Annotated in this window: 20 protein-coding genes and 2 pseudogenes; 15 read left to right on the top strand and 7 right to left on the bottom strand. The window is 64.2% G+C overall.

Going from position 1 to position 23,761, the window contains the following annotated elements; all coding sequences use genetic code 11:
- Nucleotides 1-11 precede the first annotated feature (11 nt).
- The 4 genes from C662_RS03725 (at nucleotide 12) to C662_RS03710 (ending at nucleotide 4,654) form a co-directional block, all read left to right on the top strand.
- On the top strand, nucleotides 12-803 hold the full coding sequence (locus C662_RS03725) for an enoyl-CoA hydratase-related protein (RefSeq protein ID WP_002925134.1): 792 nt from the start codon (nucleotides 12-14) through the stop codon (nucleotides 801-803).
- A 76-nt stretch (nucleotides 804-879) separates the two neighbouring features.
- The gene (locus C662_RS03720; RefSeq protein WP_002925132.1) at nucleotides 880-1,566 is read left to right on the top strand and encodes a nitroreductase; all 687 of its coding nucleotides are present in this window, start codon (nucleotides 880-882) and stop codon (nucleotides 1,564-1,566) included.
- A 1-nt stretch (nucleotide 1,567) separates the two neighbouring features.
- On the top strand, nucleotides 1,568-3,172 hold the full coding sequence (locus C662_RS03715) for a GMC family oxidoreductase (RefSeq protein WP_002925131.1): 1,605 nt from the start codon (nucleotides 1,568-1,570) through the stop codon (nucleotides 3,170-3,172).
- Between the two features lie 36 nt (nucleotides 3,173-3,208).
- Nucleotides 3,209-4,654: an aldehyde dehydrogenase family protein gene (locus C662_RS03710; RefSeq protein ID WP_232433206.1), complete on the top strand. Its 1,446-nt coding sequence runs from the start codon at nucleotides 3,209-3,211 to the stop codon at nucleotides 4,652-4,654.
- Between the two features lie 36 nt (nucleotides 4,655-4,690).
- Here C662_RS03710 and C662_RS03705 read toward each other — a convergent pair whose 3' ends face one another.
- Both C662_RS03705 and C662_RS03700 read right to left on the bottom strand, forming a co-directional pair.
- Nucleotides 4,691-4,978 (bottom strand): hypothetical protein, encoded by a 288-nt coding sequence (locus tag C662_RS03705; protein ID WP_002925129.1) that lies wholly within the window; start codon nucleotides 4,976-4,978, stop codon nucleotides 4,691-4,693.
- A gap of 83 nt (nucleotides 4,979-5,061) precedes the next feature.
- Nucleotides 5,062-6,168 carry a Rieske 2Fe-2S domain-containing protein gene (locus C662_RS03700; protein WP_002925128.1) on the bottom strand — a complete coding sequence of 369 codons (1,107 nt, stop codon included), beginning with the start codon at nucleotides 6,166-6,168 and terminating at the stop codon, nucleotides 5,062-5,064.
- A 253-nt stretch (nucleotides 6,169-6,421) separates the two neighbouring features.
- Between C662_RS03700 and C662_RS03695 the strand changes: the two genes are divergently transcribed.
- The 5 genes from C662_RS03695 (at nucleotide 6,422) to C662_RS03675 (ending at nucleotide 12,985) form a co-directional block, all read left to right on the top strand.
- On the top strand, nucleotides 6,422-7,495 hold the full coding sequence (locus C662_RS03695; RefSeq protein WP_002925127.1) for an MBL fold metallo-hydrolase: 1,074 nt from the start codon (nucleotides 6,422-6,424) through the stop codon (nucleotides 7,493-7,495).
- Nucleotides 7,496-7,511: 16 nt separating this feature from the next.
- Nucleotides 7,512-9,212, top strand: coding sequence for a class I adenylate-forming enzyme family protein (locus C662_RS03690; protein ID WP_002925126.1), 1,701 nt, complete (start codon nucleotides 7,512-7,514; stop codon nucleotides 9,210-9,212).
- 173 nt (nucleotides 9,213-9,385) lie between these two features.
- Nucleotides 9,386-10,768 (top strand): DUF1329 domain-containing protein, encoded by a 1,383-nt coding sequence (locus C662_RS03685; RefSeq protein ID WP_002925123.1) that lies wholly within the window; start codon nucleotides 9,386-9,388, stop codon nucleotides 10,766-10,768.
- A 32-nt stretch (nucleotides 10,769-10,800) separates the two neighbouring features.
- Entirely contained in the window at nucleotides 10,801-12,438 is a 1,638-nt protein-coding gene (locus C662_RS03680; protein ID WP_002925122.1) for a DUF1302 domain-containing protein, read from the top strand.
- 208 nt (nucleotides 12,439-12,646) lie between these two features.
- Nucleotides 12,647-12,985 (top strand): zinc ribbon domain-containing protein YjdM, encoded by a 339-nt coding sequence (locus C662_RS03675; protein ID WP_002925121.1) that lies wholly within the window; start codon nucleotides 12,647-12,649, stop codon nucleotides 12,983-12,985.
- A 413-nt stretch (nucleotides 12,986-13,398) separates the two neighbouring features.
- Here C662_RS03675 and C662_RS20245 read toward each other — a convergent pair.
- Nucleotides 13,399-14,401 (bottom strand): annotated as a pseudogene (locus tag C662_RS20245) (integron integrase).
- A gap of 82 nt (nucleotides 14,402-14,483) precedes the next feature.
- Here C662_RS20245 and C662_RS03665 point away from each other — a divergent pair.
- The 3 genes and pseudogenes from C662_RS03665 to C662_RS20745 all read left to right on the top strand — a co-directional run.
- Nucleotides 14,484-14,969: an ester cyclase gene (locus tag C662_RS03665; RefSeq protein ID WP_198291872.1), complete on the top strand. Its 486-nt coding sequence runs from the start codon at nucleotides 14,484-14,486 to the stop codon at nucleotides 14,967-14,969.
- A gap of 80 nt (nucleotides 14,970-15,049) precedes the next feature.
- Entirely contained in the window at nucleotides 15,050-15,781 is a 732-nt protein-coding gene (locus tag C662_RS19945; protein ID WP_002925112.1) for a hypothetical protein, read from the top strand.
- A gap of 982 nt (nucleotides 15,782-16,763) precedes the next feature.
- A pseudogene (locus tag C662_RS20745) lies at nucleotides 16,764-17,084 on the top strand (serine hydrolase); the annotation flags it as partial.
- Between the two features lie 11 nt (nucleotides 17,085-17,095).
- Here the strand turns inward: C662_RS20745 and C662_RS03655 are convergent.
- Nucleotides 17,096-18,226 carry an ISAs1-like element ISTha2 family transposase gene (locus C662_RS03655; RefSeq protein ID WP_083485707.1) on the bottom strand — a complete coding sequence of 377 codons (1,131 nt, stop codon included), beginning with the start codon at nucleotides 18,224-18,226 and terminating at the stop codon, nucleotides 17,096-17,098.
- Between the two features lie 87 nt (nucleotides 18,227-18,313).
- On the opposite strand from C662_RS03655, the gene C662_RS03650 reads away from it, so the two are divergent.
- Nucleotides 18,314-19,111, top strand: coding sequence for a serine hydrolase (locus C662_RS03650; protein WP_083485732.1), 798 nt, complete (start codon nucleotides 18,314-18,316; stop codon nucleotides 19,109-19,111).
- Nucleotides 19,112-19,321: 210 nt separating this feature from the next.
- Here the strand turns inward: C662_RS03650 and C662_RS03645 are convergent, their stop codons facing one another.
- Entirely contained in the window at nucleotides 19,322-19,843 is a 522-nt protein-coding gene (locus C662_RS03645; RefSeq protein WP_232433205.1) for a MarR family winged helix-turn-helix transcriptional regulator, read from the bottom strand.
- 152 nt (nucleotides 19,844-19,995) lie between these two features.
- On the opposite strand from C662_RS03645, the gene C662_RS03640 reads away from it, so the two are divergent.
- Nucleotides 19,996-20,229: a thioredoxin family protein gene (locus C662_RS03640; RefSeq protein ID WP_002925107.1), complete on the top strand. Its 234-nt coding sequence runs from the start codon at nucleotides 19,996-19,998 to the stop codon at nucleotides 20,227-20,229.
- Nucleotides 20,230-20,242: 13 nt separating this feature from the next.
- Nucleotides 20,243-20,719 (top strand): cytochrome P460 family protein, encoded by a 477-nt coding sequence (locus C662_RS03635; protein ID WP_002925105.1) that lies wholly within the window; start codon nucleotides 20,243-20,245, stop codon nucleotides 20,717-20,719.
- Nucleotides 20,720-20,880: 161 nt separating this feature from the next.
- Here C662_RS03635 and C662_RS03630 read toward each other — a convergent pair whose 3' ends face one another.
- A complete protein-coding gene (locus C662_RS03630) occupies nucleotides 20,881-22,503 on the bottom strand; it encodes an AMP-binding protein (protein WP_002925102.1) in 1,623 nt (540 codons plus the stop codon).
- A 70-nt stretch (nucleotides 22,504-22,573) separates the two neighbouring features.
- Complete coding sequence (locus C662_RS03625) at nucleotides 22,574-23,746, bottom strand: CaiB/BaiF CoA transferase family protein (RefSeq protein ID WP_002925098.1); 1,173 nt, start codon at nucleotides 23,744-23,746, stop codon at nucleotides 22,574-22,576.
- Between the last annotated feature and the right edge of the window lie 15 nt (nucleotides 23,747-23,761).

The following is a 23,761-nucleotide window of genomic DNA, read 5'->3' as shown; positions in this document are numbered from 1 at the left end:
ATTGAATAACGATGAGCAAGGTTCTGACCCGAATCGACGGCCATGTATTGACCGTCACCATCAACCGGCCCGAGGCGATGAACGCGCTCGACCCGGAAACCCAGGCGCTGATGTCCGCGGCCTTCGATGCCTTCGCGGCCGATGACGAACTCTGGATCGCCGTCGTGCGTGGCGCGGGCGGGCGGGCGTTCTCGGCCGGCGGCGACATCCGTGCGATGCGCACCGCGCTCGAAGGCGGTGCGCCCTACACCATTCCCGCCACCGGCTACGGCGGCCTCACCAGCCGCTTCGATCTCGACAAGCCGGTGATCGCCGCGGTCGAGGGCATCGCCATGGGCGGCGGCTTCGAGGTCGCGATGGCCTGCGACCTCGTGCTCGCCACCCGCAGCGCCAGCTTCGCACTGCCCGAGCCGCGCATCGGCGCTGTCGCTTACGCCGGCGGCATGCACCGCCTGCCGCGCCAGATCGGCATGAAGCGGGCGATGGAGCTGCTGCTGACGGCGCGCAGCATCGACGCCGAGCAGGCGGCGGAGTGGGGGCTGGTGAACGAGGTGGTGGACGACGGCGCCATGGACTTCGCCATCGCGCGCTGGTGCGCGCTGCTGTGCGCCAACGCGCCGCTGGCGCTGCGCGCGACCAAGGCCGCGGTGCGCGACGGCCTGGCACTGCCGCTCGACGAGGCGATCCGCCGCCAGGATGCCGGGGGCTACCCGGCCATCGAGGCCATGCGCGGCAGCCGCGACGTGGTCGAGGGCATCATGGCCTTCAACCAGAAGCGCGCACCGTCATGGGAGGGGCGCTGATCCGCGACCACGCTGGCGCGCCCCTGCACTTATGCATCAGGCCGATCCTTCGGCCTCAACCCGGATGAACCTCTCCATGCAACAGACTGATACCGATCTCGCGGCGGTCTTCGCCGACATCGTCGCGCGGCGCGCGTCGACACGTGCCTTTCTCGCCGAACCGCTGCCGCGCGCCGACATCGAGCGCGCCCTCGCGCTCGCCTGCCGGGCGCCCTCGAACTGCAACACGCAGCCGTGGACCGTCGCCGTGGCGTCCGGCGCTACCCGCGACCGTCTCGCGGCAGCCATCTCCGCCGACATGATGCGCGGCCACATGGCGCCGGACCTGCCCTACGACGGCCGCTATGCCGGCGTCTACCGCGAGCGCCAGGTTGCCGCCGCCGAAGCCCTCTATGGCGCAGCCGGCATCGTGCGCGACGACAAGGCCGGGCGCCAGGCGCAGTTCATGCGCAACTACGCGTTCTTCGGCGCGCCGCATGTGGCCTTCTTCTTCCTGCCCGGAGGTTTCGGCATCCGCGAGGCTGCCGACCTGGGCATGTGCGCGCAGACCTTCATGCTGGCGCTCACGAGCATGGGGTATGCGAGCTGCCCGCAGACTGCACTCAGTTTCCATCCCGAGCGCGTGCGCGCCGAGTTCGACATCGCTCCCGGCGCCCAGCTCCTGTTCGGCGTGTCCTTCGGCCGCCCCGACCCCGCCGCGCCGGTCAATGAGGCGCGCGTCGGGCGCGACGTGGCCGCCTGCACCCTGATCCGGGAGGATTGAGATGGACAGCTTCGACTATGTCGTGGTGGGCGCGGGCAGCGCCGGCTGCGCGGTCGCTGCCCGCCTCTCGGAAGACCCTGCCTGCAGCGTGCTGCTGCTCGAGGCCGGCGGGCGCGACGACAACCTGATGATCGACATGCCCGCCGGCTGGGGCAAGACGCAGGAGCCGTCCAGCGCTTTCAACTGGGCGTTCGAGACCGAGGCCGAGCCTGGTCTCGGCGGCAGGCGCGTGCCCCTGCCGCGCGGCAAGGTGCTGGGCGGCAGTTCGGCGATCAACGGTCTGCTCTATGTCCGCGGCCAGCACGAGGACTACGACGACTGGGTCGCCGCGGGGGCGCCGGGTTGGGGTTGGGCCGAGATGGCGCCTTACTTCCGCCGCATGGAGCGCAACCTGGGCATTGTCGATGAGCACCATGGCGAGGGCGGTCCGATCACGGTGTCCGACCTGGTCGACCCGACGCCGCTGGCCGAGGTGATGATCCGTGCCGCCGAGCAGGCGGGCGTTCCCCGCACCCGCGACTTCAACGGCGCGCGCCAGGAGGGCGTCGGGCCCTACCAGGCGACGATCGCGCAAGCACGCCGGTGTTCGGCGGCGCATGGCTATCTGCGCCCGGCACGCGCGCGGCAGAACCTCACGGTGCACACGGGGGCGATGGTTGCCGGTGTGGTGATCGAGGGCGGGCGGGCGACCGGGGTGCGCTACCGTCTCGGCGGGCAGGAGCGGGTCGCTGCAGCGCGCGCCGAGGTGATCCTGTGCGCCGGCGCCATCGGCTCGCCACAGATCCTGATGCTGTCGGGCATCGGCCCGGGTGCGGAGCTGGCGCGCCACGGCATCCCGGTGCGCGTCGATGCGCCCGCCGTGGGCGCTGACCTGCAGGACCACCTGGTGGTGCCGCTGATGTGGCGGCTGCGCGACGGCCAGCCGTCCATGAACCCGCGCCTGGGCGGGGCGCGCGTGCTGCTCGAAGTGCTGAACTACCTCGTGCGCAAGCGCGGGGCGATGACCATGCCGGCGGCCGAGGTCGGCATCTTCCTGCGCAGTCGGCAGGATGTCGTACGCCCGGACCTGCAGTTCCACGTGTTGCCGCTCTCGGGCGACCTGGACGGCGAAGACAAGAAGCTGCATGCCTTTCCGGGCTACACGCTGGCGCCCAACGTCTGCCGGCCGACTTCGCGCGGCGCAGTCAGCCTCGCGTCGGCCGATCCCGCTGCGCGGCCGCGCCTGCGCATGAACTACCTGAGCACCGACCACGATGTCGAGCTCACGCTGGCGGGCATGGAATGGGCGCGGCGCATCGCCGCGGCCCCGGCGCTGGCGGCGATCACGGCGGGCGAGGTGTATCCCGGGACGGCCGCGACCACGCGCGAGCAGCTGGTGGACTATGCCCGCCGTGCCGGCACCACCGGACATCATCCGGTGGGCACCTGCCGCATGGGCAATGACGCCGCTGCCGTGGTCGATACCACGCTGGCGGTGCGCGGCGTGGCAGGCCTGCGCGTGGCCGACGCCTCGGTGATGCCGCGGCTGATCTCGGGCAACACCAATGCCACCGCGATCGTCATCGGCGAGCGCGCGGCCGAGTTCGCCCGCGCCGCACGATGCTGATGCCGAATGCCACCTGAAGCGAGGATCGAGATGAAGATGAACAGTGAAGAGGTGGCGCGCCTGCAGGCGGCAGACGAGACGGTGCTGCGCGCCTGCCTCGAGGCGATGAAGGCTGCGCAAACGCGTGACGGCCCGCCGGATGTGGCGCTGCGCATGGATCGCCTGACACGGCTGATGGCCCTGCTGCGCGATCGGGCGGACGATTTCTGTGCCGCCCTCGACGCCGACTTTGACGGGCGCGCGCGCGAGACCTCGCTGATGAGCGACGTCATGGCGACCTTCAACACGGTCAAGTACGCGCGTGGGCGGGTACGACGCTGGATGAAGCCCGAGCGGCGCGACGGTGTCGTCCCGTTCAACCTGTTCGGGGCCCGGGTCGATGTCCAGCGCATGCCCAAGGGGGTGGTGGGCATCCTGGGGCCGTGGAACGTGCCGCTATTCACCACCCTGGCGCCGCTGGCATTCGCGCTCGCTGCAGGCAACCGCGCGATGCTCAAGCCGTCGGAGTTCGTGCCGCGTACGTCGGCCCTGCTGCAGTCGGCAGTGCAGGATGTGTTCGCGGCAGACGAGGTGGCCGTGTTCACCGGCGATGCCGCGGTTGCCGGCGCTTTCAGCGCCTTGCCCTTCGATCACCTGGTGTTTACCGGTAGCACGACGACCGGCATCCGGGTGATGCGGGCGGCAGCCGAGAATCTTGTGCCGGTCACGCTCGAGCTGGGCGGCAAGTCGCCGGTGATCGTTGGTCGCAGCGCAGATGTGGGCCTCGCCGCGGAGCGCATCGTGACTGCGAAGGTGATGAACGGCGGGCAGGTCTGTGTCAGCCCGGACACGGTGCATGTCGCGGACGAGCTCGTCGAGCCCTTCATCGTGGCGTGCGAGGCGGTCCACCGCCGCCTGTTCCCGCCGGCGGCGGGCGATGCCGCATTGACGTCCGTCATCGACGCGCGCCACTTCGCCCGCATCCGCGGCTACGTGGACGAGATTCGCTCGGCAGGCGGGCGTGTCGTGGACTGCGGTGGAGGCCTGGCTACAAGCGGCCGCAAGCTGGCGCTGCATCTGGTCGTCGATCCGCCAGCCGGCAGCCGGATTGCACGGGAGGAGATCTTCGGCCCCGTGCTGCAGGTGGAGCGCTACGCGGACATCGCCGCGGTCATCGACCGCATCAACGCCGCTCCGCGTCCGCTTGCGCTGTATTACTTCGGTACCGACCGTGCCGAGGAGCGCCAGGTCCTCGAGCGCACCCTGTCCGGCGGCGTGGCGATCAACGACGTGATGCTGCAGGTCGCCGCACACGATGCGCCCTTCGGCGGTGTCGGCGCCTCGGGCATGGGGGTGTATCACGGGCGCGAGGGGTTCAACGAGTTCTGCCATCCGCGCACCGTGTATCGCAGCGGCTGGTGGGACCCGCGCAAGGCTTTGGGGCTGGTGCCGCCGTATTCGAAGAAGCTATACGGGCGCTTGTCGAAAGCGCTCAGGGTGTGACGCATCGCGGCCCCGTCTCGACGGGGCCGCGCCGTTTCAGAGCAGTGCGCCGATCGCGAACGGCAGCCCGACCAGTCCGGCCCAGCCGAGCCGTCCCCAGGTGGCGAGCGCGGCCGACTGATGATTCCACAGCCCGAGCGCGCCGAACGCGCCCATCGCGCCGGCGCCGTCGATCCAGAATCCAGCCAGCCCACCCAGGCCGAGCAGCCCGAGTGCGCGGATGCCCCCGCCTGCGCGTTCGCGCGCAACCGGTTTGCGCAGGCCTGCGAGTCCGGCCAGGCCGATAAGGCCGATCAGCCCCAGTAGCGGTACCACTTGCATCATGTTGCGGGTTCTCCGGGTGCGGAAGAAAAAAGGCCTGCTTTCGAGGGCAGGCCATCAAGGCTGAAACGGACGAGGGAGGTGGGTCAGGCGACCGCTTCAGGTTCGGTGTAGGGCGCGATGCCCTTGGGTACGTAGTATCCCTCGCACTGCTCGAGGTATTCGTTCTTCTTCGCGCGCGGGTTGTAGAACTGCTTGTACCAGATGCGCGCCTTCATGAACGGGCCGTCGCTCGGGATGAAAAGACCGTTTAGGCAGGGGCCCTTGTTGGTCCACACCTCGAAGTCCTGTGCGAAGGCGAGGCGGCTGGATTCCTGGAACTGGCGTGCGGCGATCGTGTCCGGCAGCGTTGCCACGGCATTGCCGCCCGGCGACTTGACCAGCAGTGCATGCCACACCTTGAGCGAGCCATCCTCGACCGGGGTGTGCGTGATCATCAGCACCGCGTCGTACAGGCCGGTGAGGTGGGAGATCAGCACGCCGGGGCCGTGGTACACGGTGATCGTGTGCAGGACGGGGCTGACGCCGTTTTCACCCACCAGCGTGCGGTGCGGGCCGCACTGGCGCTGGATGGCGTGGTGGCCCTTGAACTCGTTCTCGTAGCGCTGCACGGTCGAGCCGTGGATCGGGCTGAGATGGCCGTAGTCGCAGATGTTGTCGATCACTTCCTGCGGATGCTGCTGGAGCATGCCGAGGTGGTCGAACTTCCAGTGCACCCAGGCCGGGTCGTTCCATTCCTTGAGGCTGGGGTGGTCCCACTCGGGTTCGCCGCCCTCGGGGTCGTACCACACCCAGATCGCGCCAAGGCTCTCGACCACCGGCCAGGACTTGACGCTTGCTGCGGCCGGGATCGGGCCTTCGTGGTAGGGGATGTCGTTGCACTTGCCGTCGGCGCCGAAACGCCAGCCGTGGTAAGGGCAGCGGATGCCGTCACCGTCGACGTTGGAGCCGCCGCCGTCCAGCACCACGTAGGAGGTGTTGTTCGGCGCGGCGAGGTGGGTCTTCATGTGCGGGCAGTAGGCATCGAGCAGCACGACCTTGCCGGTCTCGCGGCCACGGTAGAGCGCGAAGTCCTGGCCGAAGAAGCGTACCGACAAGGGCTTGTGGGTATTGAGCTCGGCCGCTTCGGCGATCATGAACCAGCCGCGCGGAAAGGTGAATTCACCAAGGCGATAGTCTTTTGTCGTGGCCATGAGGCCCTCCTCCTCGTCAATGCGTGTTTTGGATTGGTCGCTCGGTGCCCATGCCACACCCTGCGATGCGACCCGATTCTGGTCGCGCCGGCAACGGGGCACATCCTCTGTTTGGACGATGGTCAAGGCCGGGGTGGCGTTGGTGGTAGCGGACGGGCATCGTCCTTTTGGACGTGTTGCCGGCACCCGCTGCCGCATAAGGTGCGGAGCGATAAGGACTAGAACGACCACGACAGTGGCCAACGGAGGCGACATGGCTGAACCCCGGAGCGCATCACGCGCACAGACCCCCCCGGTCGACGAACAGATCGAGTTTCCGCATGAGGCGCCGACGCCCGACGGCGCCGCCGTCACGCTCGCACCCGGCGTGCTGTGGGTGCGCATGCCGATGCCGATGCAGCTCGACCACATCAACGTGTATCTGCTGCGCGACGGCGACGGCTGGTTCATCGTCGATACCGGCCTCAACACCGAGCGCACCCGCGCGCTCTGGGACGAGGTCATGGCGCGGCATTTCGACGGGCTGCCGCTCAAGGGCGTGATTTGCACGCATTTCCATTACGACCACGCGGGGCTGTCGGCGTGGCTGACCGAGCGCCACGCCGTGCCGCTGTACATGACGCATGGCGAGTACTACACCATGCGCACCCTTGCCGGGCCGCCGCCCGAGCCCCTGCCCGGTTCCTTGCTGCAGTTCTACCTGCGCGCGGGCATGCCGCGCGAGCGTGTCGACGAGATGTTCGCCAAGCTGCGCCGCGACCCCTTCATGCCGCCTCAGCCGCGCGCCTTCAGCCGCCTGCGCGAGGCACAGGTGCTGACGATCGGCGGGCGCGCGTGGCGTGTGGTGATCGGCGAGGGGCACTCGCCCGAGCATGCCTGCCTGTACTGCGAGTCCGATCGTCTGCTGATCGCCGGCGACCAGTTGTTGCCGCGCATCACCTCCAACGTTCTGGTGACCGATATCGAGCCCGAGGCCAACCCGCTGCAGCTGTGGCTGGACTCGCTGGACCGCCTTGCCTGCCTGGCGCCCGGCACCCTGGTGCTGCCCTCCCACGAGCGCGTGTTCAGCGGGCTGCACCGCCGGGTGCACGAGCTGCAGGTGCATCATCAGGGGCAGTTCGATATCGTGCGGGACCACCTGCAGGCGTCGGGCGCGTCCACCGCGTTCGAGGCCAAGGCACGACTCTTTTCCCGTCCGCTCAGTGCCGTCGAGGACATGATGGCGCTGGGCGAGACCATTGCACACCTCTCCTGGCTGCGTTACGCCGGCCAGGTCCGACGGGTGCTGGACGATGACGGCATGTATCGCTTCAGCCTCGCGAACTGATCTTCAGGAGTGACCCATGTCCCAGCTTTCCGAACTTGCCCATAAGGTCCGCGCCCAACTGACGGCGCCCGGAGCGCCCTTCGAAGTCGTCGAAGAGGTGGTCCGTGGCCAGGCCTTCCGCGTCTATCGCAACGCCTTCCGCACGCTGCCCGAGCTGCTCGCCAGCGCGCGTGCACATGGCGACAAGCCCTTCATCGTCTATCAGGGCGAAACCTGGACCTTTGCGCGCTTCTTCGCCGAGGCCGACGCGCTCGCGGCGCAGATGCGCGAGTGGGGTCTGGGGCCGGGGGCGAGGGTCGCCATCGCCATGCGCAACCGGCCCGAATGGGGGGTGGCTTTTGTCGCTGCGGCGCTGATCGGCGCGGTACCGGCGCCGCTCAACAGCTTCGGCCTGGGAGAGGAGTTGCACGACGCGCTCGCCGATGTCGAGCCGCAGCTGTTCGTGTGCGACGTCGAGCGCCTCGAGCGCGTCGGTGGCGCTGTCCGTGTCGGCGGCTGCCGCGTGCTGTGTGTTGGCGATGGGGCCGTGCCTGCGGGCGTGGCGGCGTATGCCGAGCTGGCCGCGCGCGCCGCAACGCCTGCTGCGCTCCCCGCGCTGCAGCCCGACGACCCGGCCCTGATCCTGTTCACCTCGGGCGCCACCAGCCGCGCCAAGGGCGTGCTGTCCTCGCAGCGTGCGGTGTGCCAGGCCTTGTTCAACATCGACTTCATCGGCGCGCTGTCGGGCATGACCTCGCCCGAGGTGGTCGCCGCACTGATGGCGCGTGGCCTGCCGCCGACCACGCTGACCGCGGTGCCGCTCTTCCACGTCAGCGGCCTGCACGCCCAGCTGCTGACTTCGTTGCGCAACGGCCGGCGCCTGGTCTTCATGCCGCGCTGGGACCCGGAGAAGGCGATCGAGTTGATCCGCGCCGAGCGCATCACCCAGTTCAATGGTGCACCGTCGATGGTCATGCAGCTGCTTGCTCAGCCCGGCTTCGACGACCCCGCCGTCACCGGCAGCCTGGGCGGGCTGGGCTTCGGCGGCGCAGGCCTGCCGCAGCGCCTGATCGACGAGGTGATGCAGCGCAAGCCGAATTCGATGTCGGGCATCGGCTTCGGGCTGACCGAGACCAATGGCGTCGCCGCAGCGACCTCGGGCAGCCTGTTCGCGTACAAGCCGCGCAGCTCGGGCCTGACCTCGCCGATCATCGAAGTGCGGGTGGTGGATGCCGCTGGGCAGCCGCTGCCACAGGGCGAGCAGGGCGAGATCTGGCTGCGCGGCGTTACCGTCATGGACGGCTACTGGCGCAATCCGGAGGCGAGTGCAGCGGCCATGAGCGAAGGCTGGTTCCGCACCGGGGACGTCGGCTACCTGGACGAGGAGGACTTCCTCTTCGTCGTCGATCGCATCAAGGACGTGATCAACCGCTGCGGCGAGAAGATCGCCGCCGCCGAGGTCGAGTCCTGCCTGCTGCATCTGCCGGATGTCCTCGAGGCCGCGGTATTTGCCGTGCCGGACGAAGACACCGGCGAGGCTGTGGCCGCGGTGCTGTCGGTGCGCGAGGGCTCGGCCCTGGACGCCGAGGCCGTACGCGCCCACGTCGCTGCCCACCTGGCGGCCTACAAGGTGCCGGCGGTGGTGCAGGTGCGCAGCCAGGCGCTGCCGCGCAATCCGGCCGGAAAGCTGCTCAAGGGCCAACTGCGCGCGGCCTTCGTCGCTGCGCCCGAGCACTGAGTTATTTCCACTTCTGGACTTGATTTAGTCCCATCGGACGATGTGACGAGTGACCCAGCGGAAAAACAATGGCACCGGATGCAAAAGCAGCGCTTAGGGAAAACCGCCCTGCCTGCATCCGGTCAGCCGGATCAATCGGGACACTTAGAACGCCCACCAGGAAGGAGACGTAAATGATCAAGACCCGCATCTGGGTACCCGTCATGACGACGATCGCGTTGTCGATGACTGCGAGCAGTGCCATGGCCAAGGTCAGCGAGGCCGAAGCCGCCAAGTTGGGCAAGGAGCTGACCTGCGTGGGTGCCGAAGCCGCCGCGAATGCCGATGGCAGCATCCCCGCCTTCTCCGGCAAATGGCTGGGCAAGCCGCCGCACGTGGACTACACGCCGCACGTTGGTCAGCATCCGGTGGACGTGTACCCCGAGGACAAGCCGCTGTTCGAGATCACTGCGGCCAACTACGAGCAGTACGCCGACAAGCTGAGCGAAGGCCAGGTTGCGATGTTCAAGCGCTTCCCGGACACCTTCCGCATGCCGGTGTATCAGAGCCGTCGTGATTTCCGCTATCCGGACATCATCTGCGAGCTGGCCAAGAAGAACGCGCTCGAGGCCGAACTCATCGATGGCGGCCTGGGCTACACCGGCTACAAGGGCCCGGTCGGCTTCCCGATCCCGAAGGCGCCGCTGGAAGTCCTGGCCAACATGAACTTCCCTTACCGCGCGTTCACCGAGCACGTCGTTCGTGACATCGCGGACGTTTCCTCGAACGGCAGCATCACCTGGGGGCGCCAGGTCAACAAGAACCTCAACGTCGTCACTTCGCCGAGCGAACTGGGCAAGCCGATGGAGGGCCTGATGGCCTACTCGATCTCGGGCACGCTGCTGCCCGAGCGCGACCGCGGCAGCTTCACCGCCTCGCAGGAACCGGTCAACTTTGCGCGCGCCAAGCGTCTGGCCTGGCAGTACGACCCGGGCACCCGCCGCGTGCGTCAGCTGCCGACCTACGGCTTCGACTCTCCCATGGGTGGTACCAGCGGCAAGATGACCATCGACCAGGACCGCCTGATGAACGGCGACCCCAGCCGTTACGAGTGGACGCTGCATGGCAAGAAGGAGATGTACATCCCCGCCAACGCCTACCGCATCCATTCCAAGGACGTGAAGTACGCCGACCTGCTGACGAAGGGTCACGCCAAGCCCGACTACATGCGCTACGAGCTGCGTCGTGTCTGGGTGCTCGAAGGCAAGCTCAAGGAGGGTTTCCGCCACGCCTTTGGCAAGCGCGTGCTGTTCATCGACGAGGACACCTGGCAGGCCTCGGTGGGCGACTACTATGACCAGCGCGGCCAGCTCTGGCAGCACGCCTTCATCAACCACTTCTACGCCTTCGACCTCAACGCCTGGCAGGCCGGCACCGCCTTCTACCACGACCTCAACGCCGGAGCCTACGTTGGCTTCAACCTGATCCAGGAGCGTGACAAGGCGTGGGTGCTGAACGCCGGCGACCTGACCCCCGACATGTACACCCCCGCCGCGCTGCGTGCGATGGGCCAGTGAGCGATCCAAGCAAACGATAGGGAGCACGCAGCATGAAACTGCACAAGAAGATGAAGCCGGTCGCGCTCGCCGTGATCGGGATGGGTGTGATGGCACCGGCCATGGCCTTCGAGGCAATCCAGTTCGACAACGGCGCAGTGTTCGAGTCGCGCCTTACTTCGACCTACACTTTGTCGACCCGGCTTGAGAACCGAGCCCCGCTTTTGGCGAACAATGCGGGTGGCAACGACGGTAACAACAACTTCGACAAGGGGGCGCTGACGGCGAACCGCTTGAGCCTCTTGCTCGATACGCATTTCAAGAAGGGCAACTCGGGTTTCATCCTGTCGGCGAGCACCTTCTATGACAATGTCTATCACAGCCGCAACGACAACGATGGCACGTCCTTCCCCAACAAGCTGAGCGGCCCGGCCAACCAGTTCAGTAGCGAGGCCAAGCGCTATCACGGCGGCTACAGCCGCCTCCTCGATGCCTATGGCTACACCTCGTTCAATGTGGGTGAGCAGGGCCGGGCAACGGTGCGTCTCGGCAAGCACGTCGTGTCCTGGGGCGAGACCTTGTTCATCCCGGGCATCTCCGGTGTCCAAGGCCCCGCGGATGGCACCAAGGCCGGCATCCCCGGTACCGAGGTCAAGGACCAACTGCTGCCGGAAGACCAGATCTCTGCCCTGTACGAGGTCAACGAACGCCTGTCGCTGATGGCGCATGCGCAGTACGGCTGGCACAAGACCTTGGTGAATGCGCCAGGCTCGTTCATGAGTACTTCCGATGCCGTGGGGCCGGGTGCGGTGTGTCTGACCGCCGGGCCCGCCCCGTGTGGTGTGCCGCGACGGGCCGACGACAAGCCAGGCAAGACCGGACAATGGGGCGTGGGCGCCAAGTACCGCATCACGGACGAGACAGAGGTTGGCCTGATCTACCTCAACTACCATGATCGTGCGCCGATGGTGGATGTCGATTATCTGCTGTCCGACGGTAGCGGCTTTGGTTTCAACCATCGCTATTTCGAAGACGTGAAGATGCTCGGTGCCACGTTCTCGACCTCGTTTGGCATTGCGACCCTCGGTGGCGAGATCTCCTATCGAAAGGACGCGCCTGCCCTGGTCAGCACGCGGATGGGCGCGAGCGTGATCCCGACCGCTACGACGGCGGATGTTCTGCAGACAAACCTCAATACCTTCATCAACCTGGGACGGACTTTCCTGGCACCGCAGGCGAACTTCCTCGCGGAGATCGCTTACACCGACGTCCGTAATCCGGATGCGCGTCGTGTCCCCGGGGCAACGGGCGATACGTCGCAGACCTTTGCGCCGGGATTCGGTGTCGTCCCGGTGTCGACGCCTACGTCCGATGCGCTTAACTTCGGCAGCTACGGTCTTGCCTTCGCCTCGACCCTGAGCCTGACCTACCCGGGGATCATCGAGAACTGGGAGCTCGGTGTGCCGATCAGCTACTCGCGCCAGCTCAAGGGCCGAACGCTGCAAGGCAACCTGGGTATGGGTGAGGGCGACCACCGCCTGAGCGTGGGGGCGACGATGACCTATCGCCGCAACCTGCAGATCGGCCTGACCTACCTTGGTTACTTCGGCGAGGCCAGCCTGCACCCGGTCAAGAACCGGCAGCTGACCGACCGCGATCAGCTCTCGCTGGTGGTCAAGTACACCTTCTGATCAGCGCCTGTCGTCCTTAGTGCCCGCCGGTGCATCTTGCCCGGCGGGCATTTTTCGTTGACCCGGCGCGATGGCGGGCCATGCCACTGCAGAAAGGGCGCTGCCCGTCATGACCGGACCGTCAGGCAGTTCTCGCTCGGCGGCCATAGCAAGTACCATCCTGTCCCTTGCCAACGCTTGATATCGCATTCCTGCCAGAGACAGCTATATGAATTCCCTCCCCAAGTGCCCCCAATGCAGTTCCGAATACACCTATGAAGACCGTGAGGTGTTCGTCTGCCCCGAGTGCGCGCACGAGTGGCCCAAGGTGGCGGCTAGCGCGGCGGAGGAAGTGCGCGTCGTTCGCGATGCCGTCGGCAACATTCTCCAGGACGGCGACAGCGTCACCGTCATCAAGGACCTGAAGGTCAAGGGCTCGTCGACGGTGGTGAAGGTCGGCACCAAGGTCAAGAGCATTCGGCTCGTCGACGGCGATCACGACATCGACTGCAAGATCGACGGCATCGGCGCGATGGGGCTGAAGTCCGAGTTTGTAAAGAAGGCCTGATGGGGCTCGAACCAGCGACCGCCGTGCGCAAGGTACGGGATAGGTCGCTGGCTTCAGCGTCAGTGCGCGAGGCGGCGACGCCGACGGCAGGAACGCTGCTATCACCAAGCGCGCTTGGTTGATCGCATTGCCCCTGTCGGCGTCGACACCGCCTCGGAAGACTTCGGTGCAGGACCAGACGGAGGGCTCAGTTCGGTCATCAACGGCCGTTGGAGATCCGGCCAGGATTTCCCTCGCTGGATCGCCTTGGGTGACCGGTTTAGGGAGGCCAACTTGAACCCTGACTTGGCTCGACTCGGCCAGAAGCAGACACAGGGAGCAGTTTCCGAAACCGGCCGTTCGACGCGACGCCGATGGGTTCCGGGCATGGGCAGTGAATCCGCCAAGATTGTCAAGGGTCGCTCTACCTTTCGCTAGAGGGGCGGCAGTGCATCGAGAGGTGATCGGACGCCGGCACCGCCGACTTTCAGTACGTGCGTGTAGATCATCGTCGTCGAGACGTCGGAATGGCCGAGCAGATCCTGCACAGTTCGAATGTCGTAACCGCTACGGAGCAAGGCCGTTGCGAATGAGTGGCGCAGGGTATGCGGTGTAGCAGGCTTCGCGACACCTGCTTCTTCCACAGCACGTTTGAAGGCGCGCTGAAAGGTCTGGTCATACATATGATGGCGACGCACGACACCGCTCCTTGGGTCGGTCGAATGCGTGTGCTGCGCAAAGACCCAGAACCACGGCCAAGAATGCCCGGCGCGCGGATACTTCCGCTCAAGGGCGTCGGGAAGCGCAACGCCGCTGCGGCCCTCGGCCTGGTCCTTCAGCCACCATGCCCGGGCACGCGCCAGCTGCTCGCGCAGGCCGGGCACCAAGCTCTCGGGCAAACATCAATGCCCGATCCTTGGAGCCCTTGCCCTCCCGCACGATGATCGTGCCGTGATCGAAATCCAGATCCTTGACCCGCAGTTGCAAACCCTCGCTGATCCGCATGCCCGTTCCATACAGAAGCTGGGCGAACAAACGATGCTCCCCTTCCAGAAAACCGAGGATGCGAACCACCTCATCCGGGGTCAGCACGACCGGTAAGCGCCGCGACGGCCGAGGTCTTCCGATCTCCTGAAGCCAAGGCAGATCCACACACAGCACCTTGCCGTAGAAGAACAGCAAGGCCGCCAATGCCTGCCGATGCGTGGATGCCGAAACCTTACGCTCGTTCGCCAGCCAGGACAGGAATGCCTCGACTTCGCTGCTGCCCAAGGTTGTCGGGTGACGCACACCGTGGAAACGGATGAAGGCACGAACCCAGTGGACATAAGCCTGTTCGGTTCGTAAGCTGTAATGCAAGTAGCGTATGCGCTCACGCAACTGGTCCAGAACCTTGACCGAACGCAGCGGCGGTAACGGTGCAGTGCTGGTTTTCATGGCTTGTTATGACTGTTTTTTTGTACAGTCTATGCCTCGGACATCCAAGCAGCAAGCGTGTTACGCCGTGGGTCGATGTTTGATGTTATGGAGCAGCAACGATGTTACGCAGCAGGGCAGTCGCCCTAAAACAAAGTTAGCCATTCCCATGACGTCATCACATATTCGATCTGTCGTAGAAAGCTTCTACGCTGACATCTGGAACCGACACGACAAGTCGAAGATTCCAGTCTTGCTTTCTGAGGGCTTCACTTTTCGTGGCTCGCTCGGTCAGGCCAAGGTTGGCCACGAAGGTTTTGGGGCATACGTCGATTTTGTGCACTCCGCCCTAGCCAGCTATCGCTGCGACATACTTGATCTCGTTGTCGAGGATTCAAAGGCGTTCGCGCGCATGCGATTTTCCGGCATCCATCAGGGCGAGTTCTTCGGCTACCAGCCAACGAGCAAACCCGTTGAGTGGCTGGGGGCTGCTCTCTTTTCGTTCGATGGTGAGAAAGTCACTGACTTGTGGGTTCTTGGGGATGTTCACGGCTTGCTCCAATTGCTCGAAAGGAATGCAAATGGCTAACCCATCGTTCCACCGGACGCTGCGCGATAAAGCCGCGCACCGCCGGTGAATTCAGACGTTAAGCGAGAAAAGGGGCTTTCGTGGTATTCAAGGTCATAGTCGGTGCGATTGAGATCGCGGTTTTGGTGGCATGTGCGTATTTTGGATACCAATGGGCCATCCATCCCGACGAGACCTACGAGCCCTGGCTGTTCCTGGGTGGTCTTGTCTTTGTTGCGCTTGAGATCGTTCGTCGGTACGAGATTCACCTAATCAAGCGAGAAGGGAAAAATCTAACGCCGGGGGAACTGGTTAAGCATTCGGAGGAGTTGCGGAAGCAGTTTCAAGAAGAAATCTACAAGTGTCGTGCAGAGAAACTTCGAAAAGATGTAATCATTCGTCATGTAAATCGGATGGATTCCTACCCTGAAACAGACGATAATGGTAAGGGAATATCACCGTGGTTTCGTGCAGGTCTTCTAGACACATATCACAAAGGCATAATGGTGGGGCTAAGGTTCGGTACGCTATCCGAAGGCCCCGATGGGTGGCGTTTCACGAATTACAAAGAGAACGAAGAAGGCGATATCAAAGTCTATATGGTCGGCAAGATCCCTTACGAAAACATTGAGGGGGTCAATTTCGATGGCGATGAATACTACTATTTTCCGCATATTTTCTGTCACTTCGCCAATAAGGGAGAACCGTACGAAGAAATCGTGTTCTGCGAAGAAATCGATATGGGCAATGGCCACCCGTATTACAAAGAGATCGCAAAGTACGATGAGGTACGAGAAAACAGCCGGAGTTGGGGTGGTGAGTATTTCGCTTAACAAGGCGGTCAAGCCGTTCGCCTGCGGCTCACTCGGACGCTCAGCACTCCGCGTCTGCTCGGGCATGGCTTCGCCATTGTTGCCCGATCAGTCGCTCCATACTGAGCGCCGCTTACCTTGGCGTTATGCGTAGATGGCGATGGATGACGAATTTCTGACAGTATCTCCTCCGATCTATATGGTCGGAATGAAGATCGGATGTTGGAAGTGCGGGGAAAGGATGCCGGTGGTGGCACTTTTGGCGCCGACTGTTGAGGGTATAGATGAGGTTTGTGTCCTTTCAGATGTTGTTGCTCTCCCGGGCGGCATACTGAGCTACGTACAAAAACGAGTGCCAACGTTCCAGTTTAGGTACTCTAAGACAGTTAAAGCTAAGTACTTTGCCAATATCTGCCCCAATTGCGGAATGTTGTCCGGTGACTTCTTTCTGCATTCAGAACCAGGGGCGCCGTTTTTTCCGACGTGCGAAGACGAAGCTCGGCTCCTTTATCTCACAGAGGTCCCGGTGCAGGGTCCAGTGTGCATTCGGGCTGGTTTTCACGTTGGAACGGGCGAGTTGATCCTGGATCATGCGAAACGAATCGCATAACAAGCGGTCAGGCACCCGGGAAGGCGGCCGCTTTCCCGGGTGCCTGACCGCGCCGTTGAACGACAGCTTTCCCCAAAGCTCTCTAGCGGCTTTGGGGCGGGTCGAGACGCTCGGGGATGGTGGGCCGGGTCGCATCACTGGTGAGGGTCTCAGTCCGACCAGAAGAAGTCACTCATCGCTCCGCGATGCCGAGCCAATTTGCTATCAGATTCTTTAGAATGCCCGGCTCGTAGCGCTACAGCACTCAATTGCATCGCAACTGCCAGCGTTGGCTTTCCTCCTTCACCCGTAAGGTAAAAATTGAAAAACCGTCTGTCTACTGTCCTTCTGACAGCCGCTGTCTTTGGTCTGAGCTCGGCTGTCAATGCTGCTGAGGTTTCCGATGCTGAAGCAATGAAAGCCATCTCTGCAATCGTGCTGCCTGCCATGGAAAAGAACCAGATTCCTGGTATGGCCGTGGCATTGGTCTTGGGGGAGAAGACGTATGTCTTTAACTATGGCGTGTCAGATGTTGAGAAACAAACACCAGTAACTGACGAGACGATTTTTGAGATTGGCTCTATCAGCAAGACCTTCACAGCCACTCTGGCGACGCACGCAGAAGCCACTGGGAAGCTGAAGCTGACCGATACCGCAGCAAGTTACTTACCGGAGTTGGCTGGCACGGACTTCGGCAACTTGCAGCTTTTCCATCTTGGAACGCACACCCCAGGGCAATCGCACCTTCATGTCATAACCCCAAGCAACTCGGCACGAAATTCGTCGATAGTCGCCGCCAGCATGCGCTTGGACTTGATGCTCGCCTTGCGCGTCGTGTTGAGCCGCAGCAGGTTCATCACAATGTGGCGAACGATGGCCAGGTTGTTGGCGGCATAGCCGCTGCGCACCCGTGACTGATCCTCGTTGAACTGCACGTCCAGACACCAGTGAAGCCGATTCTCCACCTCCCAGTGACTGCGTACGGCCCGAGCGATGCGCTCGGCGTCGGCGGGCAGGCTGCTGATGTAGAAGACGCGCTCGGTGCTGGTGTGATCGCCCACGGTGCGAATGCGCTCGACCACCGCGAAGCTTGCCAGATCCTGCCAGTCCTCGGACTTGTAGAGGCGATCGATCGCGGCGTAGGCGCGGCATCGGCGGATCTCGATGCGACCGTGGTCCTTGATCGTGGTCTCATGGGTCGAGCTCGGCGTCAGCGGCCCTCGCGGATCGATGTCGGCAAACAGGATCGAATCGTGCAGGTTCGGATGGTTCTCCTTCACACACAGCACGTAATGCGCGCCGCGCTCGCGGATCGTGCGGGCGATCTTTGTCTGGGTGCCCATCGCGTCGATCGTCACCACGCAGCCCTCGATCGCCAACTTGGCAAGCAGTTCGGGAATCGCGGTGATCTCGTTCGACTTCTCGGCGGTCGCCGTCTGGCCCAGCACGACGCCCATGCCGGCCGCAAACGCGCTCACCAGGTGCAACGGACTGGCGTCAGTCTTGCTCTTGCCGCCCGAGCGCCGGCTCGTCTTGCCGTCGATCGCCACGACCGTATCCCCGGCCAGCGCCGGCACCACCATGCCCACCCAGCGCCGGAACGCGGACTCGAACTCGTCGGGCGCGATCAGGCCGAACACGCGTCCGATCGTGTCGTGAGACGGGATGCCATGCTCAAGCTTCATGAAGCCTCGCAACCAGTCGATCTTGGCCTCGGCCCACAACTCGATGTCGACGAAGTCGTCGACACCCGAGAGCACCGCGCACACCGCCACCGTCAGCAACTCGGCCAGGACGTGGCGCGCATGCCGCGCGCTGCGCGGGTCGGAAATCGAGACGAACACCTGCGTCAGCGGCATGACGTTTCCTGCCTTCATGGGATACCCAAAAAGGTAGGAAACTACACAACTTATGACAATGTGAACAGGAGTCTCGCAAGGTCATGAAAGTAAAAGCGTTATTGCATTTGCTTATGCGAAGTCGGTGCGATTGCCCTGACGCACACCCTTGGCGGCATTCCTCTGCAGGTGCCTGATGAGGTCCAAACTCGGGAGCAGTTTCTGGAATACTTCCGCACCTGGAAGCCTGCATTCAGAGCCGGCACGATGCGTACTTATGCAAACCCGAGCATCGGTGCTTTAGGGTGGATCACGGCGAAAAGTCTGGGGCAAGATTTCTGCACCGCCATGACTCAAGCCATTTTCCAGCCCCTTGGTCTCACGAACACTTATCTGAGCGTCCCTGCACAGAAGATGTCCAGCTACGCTTGGGGCTACAACAAGGATAAGAAGCCTGTGCGTGTCAATCCAGGTATGTTGGACAGTGAAGCGTACGGCATCAAAACCACGGCTTCTGACCTGAGCACCTTTTTGAAGGCCAACATGGGCATGTTGCCCTTGGATAGCATGCTGCAAGCGGCTTTAAACAATACCCGCAAGCGCTATTTCAGCGTAGGCCAGATGACTCAAGGCCTCATCTGGGAGGAATACGCGATGCCTGTTGACTTGCCTACGCTGCAAGAAGGCAATGCTCCCAAGCTTATCCTGAATCCGACCCCAGTAAGCGCTAAGGTTCCTGCAGCCACACCTGAAAGCAATGTGTGGGTTAACAAGACTGGTGCCACCAACGGCTTCGGTGCTTACGTTGCGTTTGTGCCTGAAGAGCGCTTTGGGGTTGTCTTGCTGGCCAATAAGAACTACCCCAATGCCGAAAGGGTGGAAATTGCCCTCAAGATCTATAGCAATCTAGCCGGAAGGCAATGACAGCCTGGGTCCGCAGGACTCGTTGGCGAGCGGCAGTTTGCCGGAAGCGAACCTCAAACGGCGGCTTTCCTCCGACGAGTCGGGTGAGGTGTCGTTCGCAACCCGACCCACAAGGGACAGATGCCCTGTTCATCACTCTTGGCGGCTGAGCAATTGGAAACCTGCTGCGCGAGATCCTAGGGTGGCTGTTAATCTGGGGCAGCCATGTAATCAAGCGCACTTCGGTGTTGCTGCTGTCCATTCACGACAGATGCGAATGGTTTGCTCGGTGGCGAGCGGCTCGCGAGTGAGTCCGCAGCGTGCGCCGCCTTCCTCTTTCAGAAAGTGAGCGCATTGATGGCATAGGCCGAAGGCACGCTGTCCATTCACGCGCTGCATGGCTGAAAGCAGTTTGCGTAGCGTGCTCTCGAGTGCATCGGCCTCACCCGTTCGTTCGCAGAGCAACTGCTCCACACGCTCTACCCAACTATCCCTCAAGACAGACTCGCCTGCGGGGGTCAATTTCAGGTGCACGCGCTTGCCGTGTCGCGCGTCCGGCTCCTTGGTCAGCAATCCCTTGCGTTCAAGCACCGCGAGCGTCTGCGAGACCGTCCCGCGGGTGATGCCGAAATACTCCGCAATGGCGATGGGCAGGTCGCTGTAGCGATTGGCCAGCTTGAGGTAGTGCAAGACCTGAATGTGGATCGGCAGCAGGCCGTGGCGCGTCGCTTCGTCGCGGACGGACTGCTGCACGAGTGCCCCCAGGCGCTCGAGCAGGAGAGAGGTCTGATTCATGCTTGTAATGTATCGCCTCGATGCATTTCTTGACAAGCAGGATGTGGTCACTCTAATCTGCATTATGCATCGCCTCGATGCATGTGACCGATAGCCCTGAGGAGTCAATCATGAGCGAAGCCGTGTTCTTCCATGCTGGTTGTCCAGTGTGTGTATCCGCCGAGCAGCACTTCATTCAGGCGCTCGATCCGACGCGATACGCGGTAGAGGTCGTCGATCTGGGCAAGCAGAAGAATCGTATTGCTCAGGCCGAGCGCTACGGCGTGGTGTCGGTGCCCGCGCTGGTCATCGACGGGCAGCCGTTCCACATCAACTTTGGCGCTGCGCTGGCCGATCTGAAATAGGGGGGTATCCAAGATGAAACGCATCCTGAGCTTTCTATCTTCGATGGCGCTCGTTCTGCCGGCTATCTCGGCCGAACCGCTCGTGCCATACCCGGAGGAGTATCGCGGCTGGCATCACGTCAAGACCATGGTTATCGACGAAGGCCATCCGCTCTATGAGGCCTTCGGCGGCATCCATCACATTTACGCGAACCCGAAAGCCGTGGCCGGCTACCAGTCCGGGACGTTCCCGGATGGTGCCGTCATCGTGTTCGATCTTCTGGAAGCGATACCAGCCGACAATGCCGTCACGGAGGGGACGCGAAAGGTCGTCGGTGTGATGCATCGGGACGCGAGGGAATATGGGGCGACAGGCGGCTGGGGGTTCGAGGGCTTTGGCGGTGGCGACCGAGCAAATCGGGTCGTGGGGGGCAATGCAGCCAGCGCCTGCTTCGCTTGCCACGAGCCGCAGAAGGACCACGACTACGTGTTCAGTCGCCTACGGGATTGAAATGCCATGTAGAGGAAAGCTCCGATGGCACCCCGGTGTCTGGCAGAGGTCTGGCGCGTACCGCAGGGCCAGCGCGACATTCCCGCTGGATGCAGGGCGCTGACGCTTTCGCTGAAGCAATCTCCCGGCAGGCGCGCGCGGTGCCTGCCGGGAGTACGACGTCAGGCGGTGGCGGGGGTGCCGAGCGCGCGCTGGGCGACCTCCTTGGCCCAGACGTAGTTCGCCTTGCCTGCGGCCGAGCGCATCACCTCGGGCACGGTCACGATCTCCTTGGGCACCTTGTAGCCGGCCAGGTGGGCATGGCACAGCGCCTTCAGCGCATCCAGGTCGAGCGACATTCCGGGCCGCACCGACACCACCGCGGTCACCTTCTGGCCCCAGCGCGGGTCGGGCAGGCCGACGACGACGGCGTCGAGGATCTGCGGGCTCATGCGCAGCGTCTCCTCCACCTCCTCCGGAAAGACCTTCTCGCCGCCGGTGTTGATGCAGTTGTTGCCGCGCCCGAAGACGATGATCGCACCGTCGTCGGCGAGCTTGGCGGCGTCGCCGGTGATCGCGTAGCGGGTGCCGTCGATGGTGACGAAGGTCTCGGCAGTCTTGACCGGGTCGCGGTAGTAGCCCAGGGGCAGGTAGCCGCTGCGGGCGAGGATGCCGGACTCGCCGGCAGCGGCGATGCGCTTGCCGTCGACGACGACCTTGAGGTCGGGGCGGGCGGCGATCTTGATCATGCCGCCCTCGATCGGCTTGGCGCCCATGCCGAGCTGGCCGCCCTCGGACGAGCCGATGCCGTCGCTGAAGTACACGTTGGCGGGCAGGAAGGGCTTGAGCGCCTCCTTGATGTGGGCCGACATCACGGCGCCGCCGTTGCCGAACAGGAACAGGGTGGACAGGTCCCAGCGCCCGGGGTGGGCCTTGAGGGCGTCGAGGATGGGCAGCGCCATGGCGTCGCCGACGAGGGTGATGCCGTTGAGCTTCTGTGTCGCGGCGATGTCGAGCACGTGCTCTGCATTGAAGTGGTGCTGGTCGTTGAGCACCACGGTATGGCCGGCGAACAGTGACACCATGGTTGCCCAGTGCGCGGCGCCGTGCATCAGCGGGGCGACCGGCATGAAGCGCATCGGATGCGCCTTGCGGATGCGGTCGGCGAGCTCTTCGGGGGTCTTGACCGGGCCGTCGGCGGGGGCGTAGAAGCCGCCGCCACCCAGGCTGCCGAAGAAGAGATCCTTGTGCGGCCACATCACGCCCTTGGGCTTGCCGGTAGTGCCGCCGGTGTAGAGCAGCGAGAGGTCGTCGTCGCTGCAGCGGATGCCCTGCAAGGCGCGGGTGTCATCGAGCAGCGCGTTCTCGTAGGCGACGGCGCCGGCGAGCGCCGGCGTGCCGCCGCCGGTGCGCACCTTCACGGTCAGGCCCGGTGCGGCGTCGAGCACCTCGGTCACGGCGGGTTCAAGTTCGGCGCTGTAGAACAAGGCCTTGATGCCGGCGTTGTCGTAGATGTAGCGCAGCTCGTCGGCGACGTAGCGGTAGTTGATGTTGGCCGGTACTGCGCGCACACGGCAGGCGGCGAGGAAGGCCTCGAGGTACTCCGGCGAGTTGTACATCTGCAGGCCGACGACGTCGCCCTGGCCGATGCCCTGGGCGTGCAGCCAGGCGGCGAGCTGGTCAACGCGTTCGGCCATCTCGCGGTAGCTGCGGCGGTTGTGGCCGATGATGAGCGCGTCGCGCTCGGGTACGGTCTCGGCGGTGATCGCGAACAGGTCCGCGAGGCTGAAGCTGCGTGGATTCATGATGTCTCCGTCGTGTGGTTGTCGTGTGATCGTCCCGACTGGCATGACCATGCGCGGGACGGCGGCGGGTTCAGATCGCGCCGGCGGCCCTGAGCGCCGCGATGGCGTCCTCGCCGTGACCGAGTTCGCGCAGCACCGTCTCGCTGTGTTCGCCGACCGCGGGCGGCGGGCGGTCGAGCGAGAAGGCGTAGTCGCTCATCTTCACCGGGAAGGCGAAGTAGGGTGCGCTGCCGCCGTCGGGCAGCGGCGTGTCCACCGTCATGGCGCGCGCGGCGGTGAGGGGGTGGGCGAGCACCTCGTCGATGCGCAGCACCGGGCTCACGCAGGCGTCCACGCCGGCCAGCGCTGCGGTCCATTCCGCCAGGGTGCGCGCCTTGATGATCTGTGCGACCTGGGTTTTCACCGCTGCGCCGGATTTGCCTGCCGCCCAGCCGCTCTTGCTCAGCTCCGGGCAACCGGCGGCGGCGCAGAAGGCCTGCCAGAATTTCGGTTCGAGCGCGCCGACCGCCAGATGGCGGCCATCGGCGGTCTCGTAGGTGCCGTAGCAGGGCAGGCCGCCGGACAAGGTGTCGTGGCCGGCGGGAACCGGCTGCTTCCAGGTGTGCAGGCTGGCGAGCGGCTGGACGTTGAGCGCCATCGCGCAGTCGGTCATCGACACGTCGATGAAGCGGCCCTGGCCGCTGCGCTGGGCGTCGAAGAGGGCGGCGAGGACTGTCATCGCCGCCGACAGCGCGCCGCCGGCAAGGTCGGCGATCGGGAAGTTGCCCGGATGCGGCTTGCCGCCCGGTGCGGCGCTCTGTTCCAGGATGCCGGCGTAGCTCTGGTAGTTGATGTCGTGGCCGCCGAGCTCGGCGAGCGGGCCGTCCTGGCCGTAGCCGCTGATCGCGCAGTACACCAGCTTCGGGTTGATCGCCTTGAGGTTGTCATAGCCGATGCCGAGCCGGCTCATCACGCCGGGGCGGAAGCCCTCGACCACGACGTCGGCGTCCTTGGCCAACGAATGGATGATCTCGCGCGCGCCGTCGGCGCGCAGGTTGATCGCCAGCGAGCGCTTGTTGCGGTTCACCGCCAGGAAGAAGTGCGAAATCGGTGTGCCGGCCGGGCCACGCCCGGCTTCGCCGCCGGGCGGCTCGATCTTGATCACGTCGGCGCCCATGTCGGCCAGGTGCAGGGTGCACATCGGCCCGGGCAGGAGCTGGGTGAAGTCGAGCACCTTCACGCCGCTGAGGGGTTTGCTTGCCATCGTACGGTCTCCTCC

The organism is Thauera sp. 28 (genome assembly GCF_000310145.2).
Lineage (GTDB): Bacteria > Pseudomonadota > Gammaproteobacteria > Burkholderiales > Rhodocyclaceae > Thauera > Thauera mechernichensis.
The sequence above is the reverse complement of the archived record's forward strand: the minus strand, read 5'-3'. Positions and strand labels throughout refer to the sequence as shown.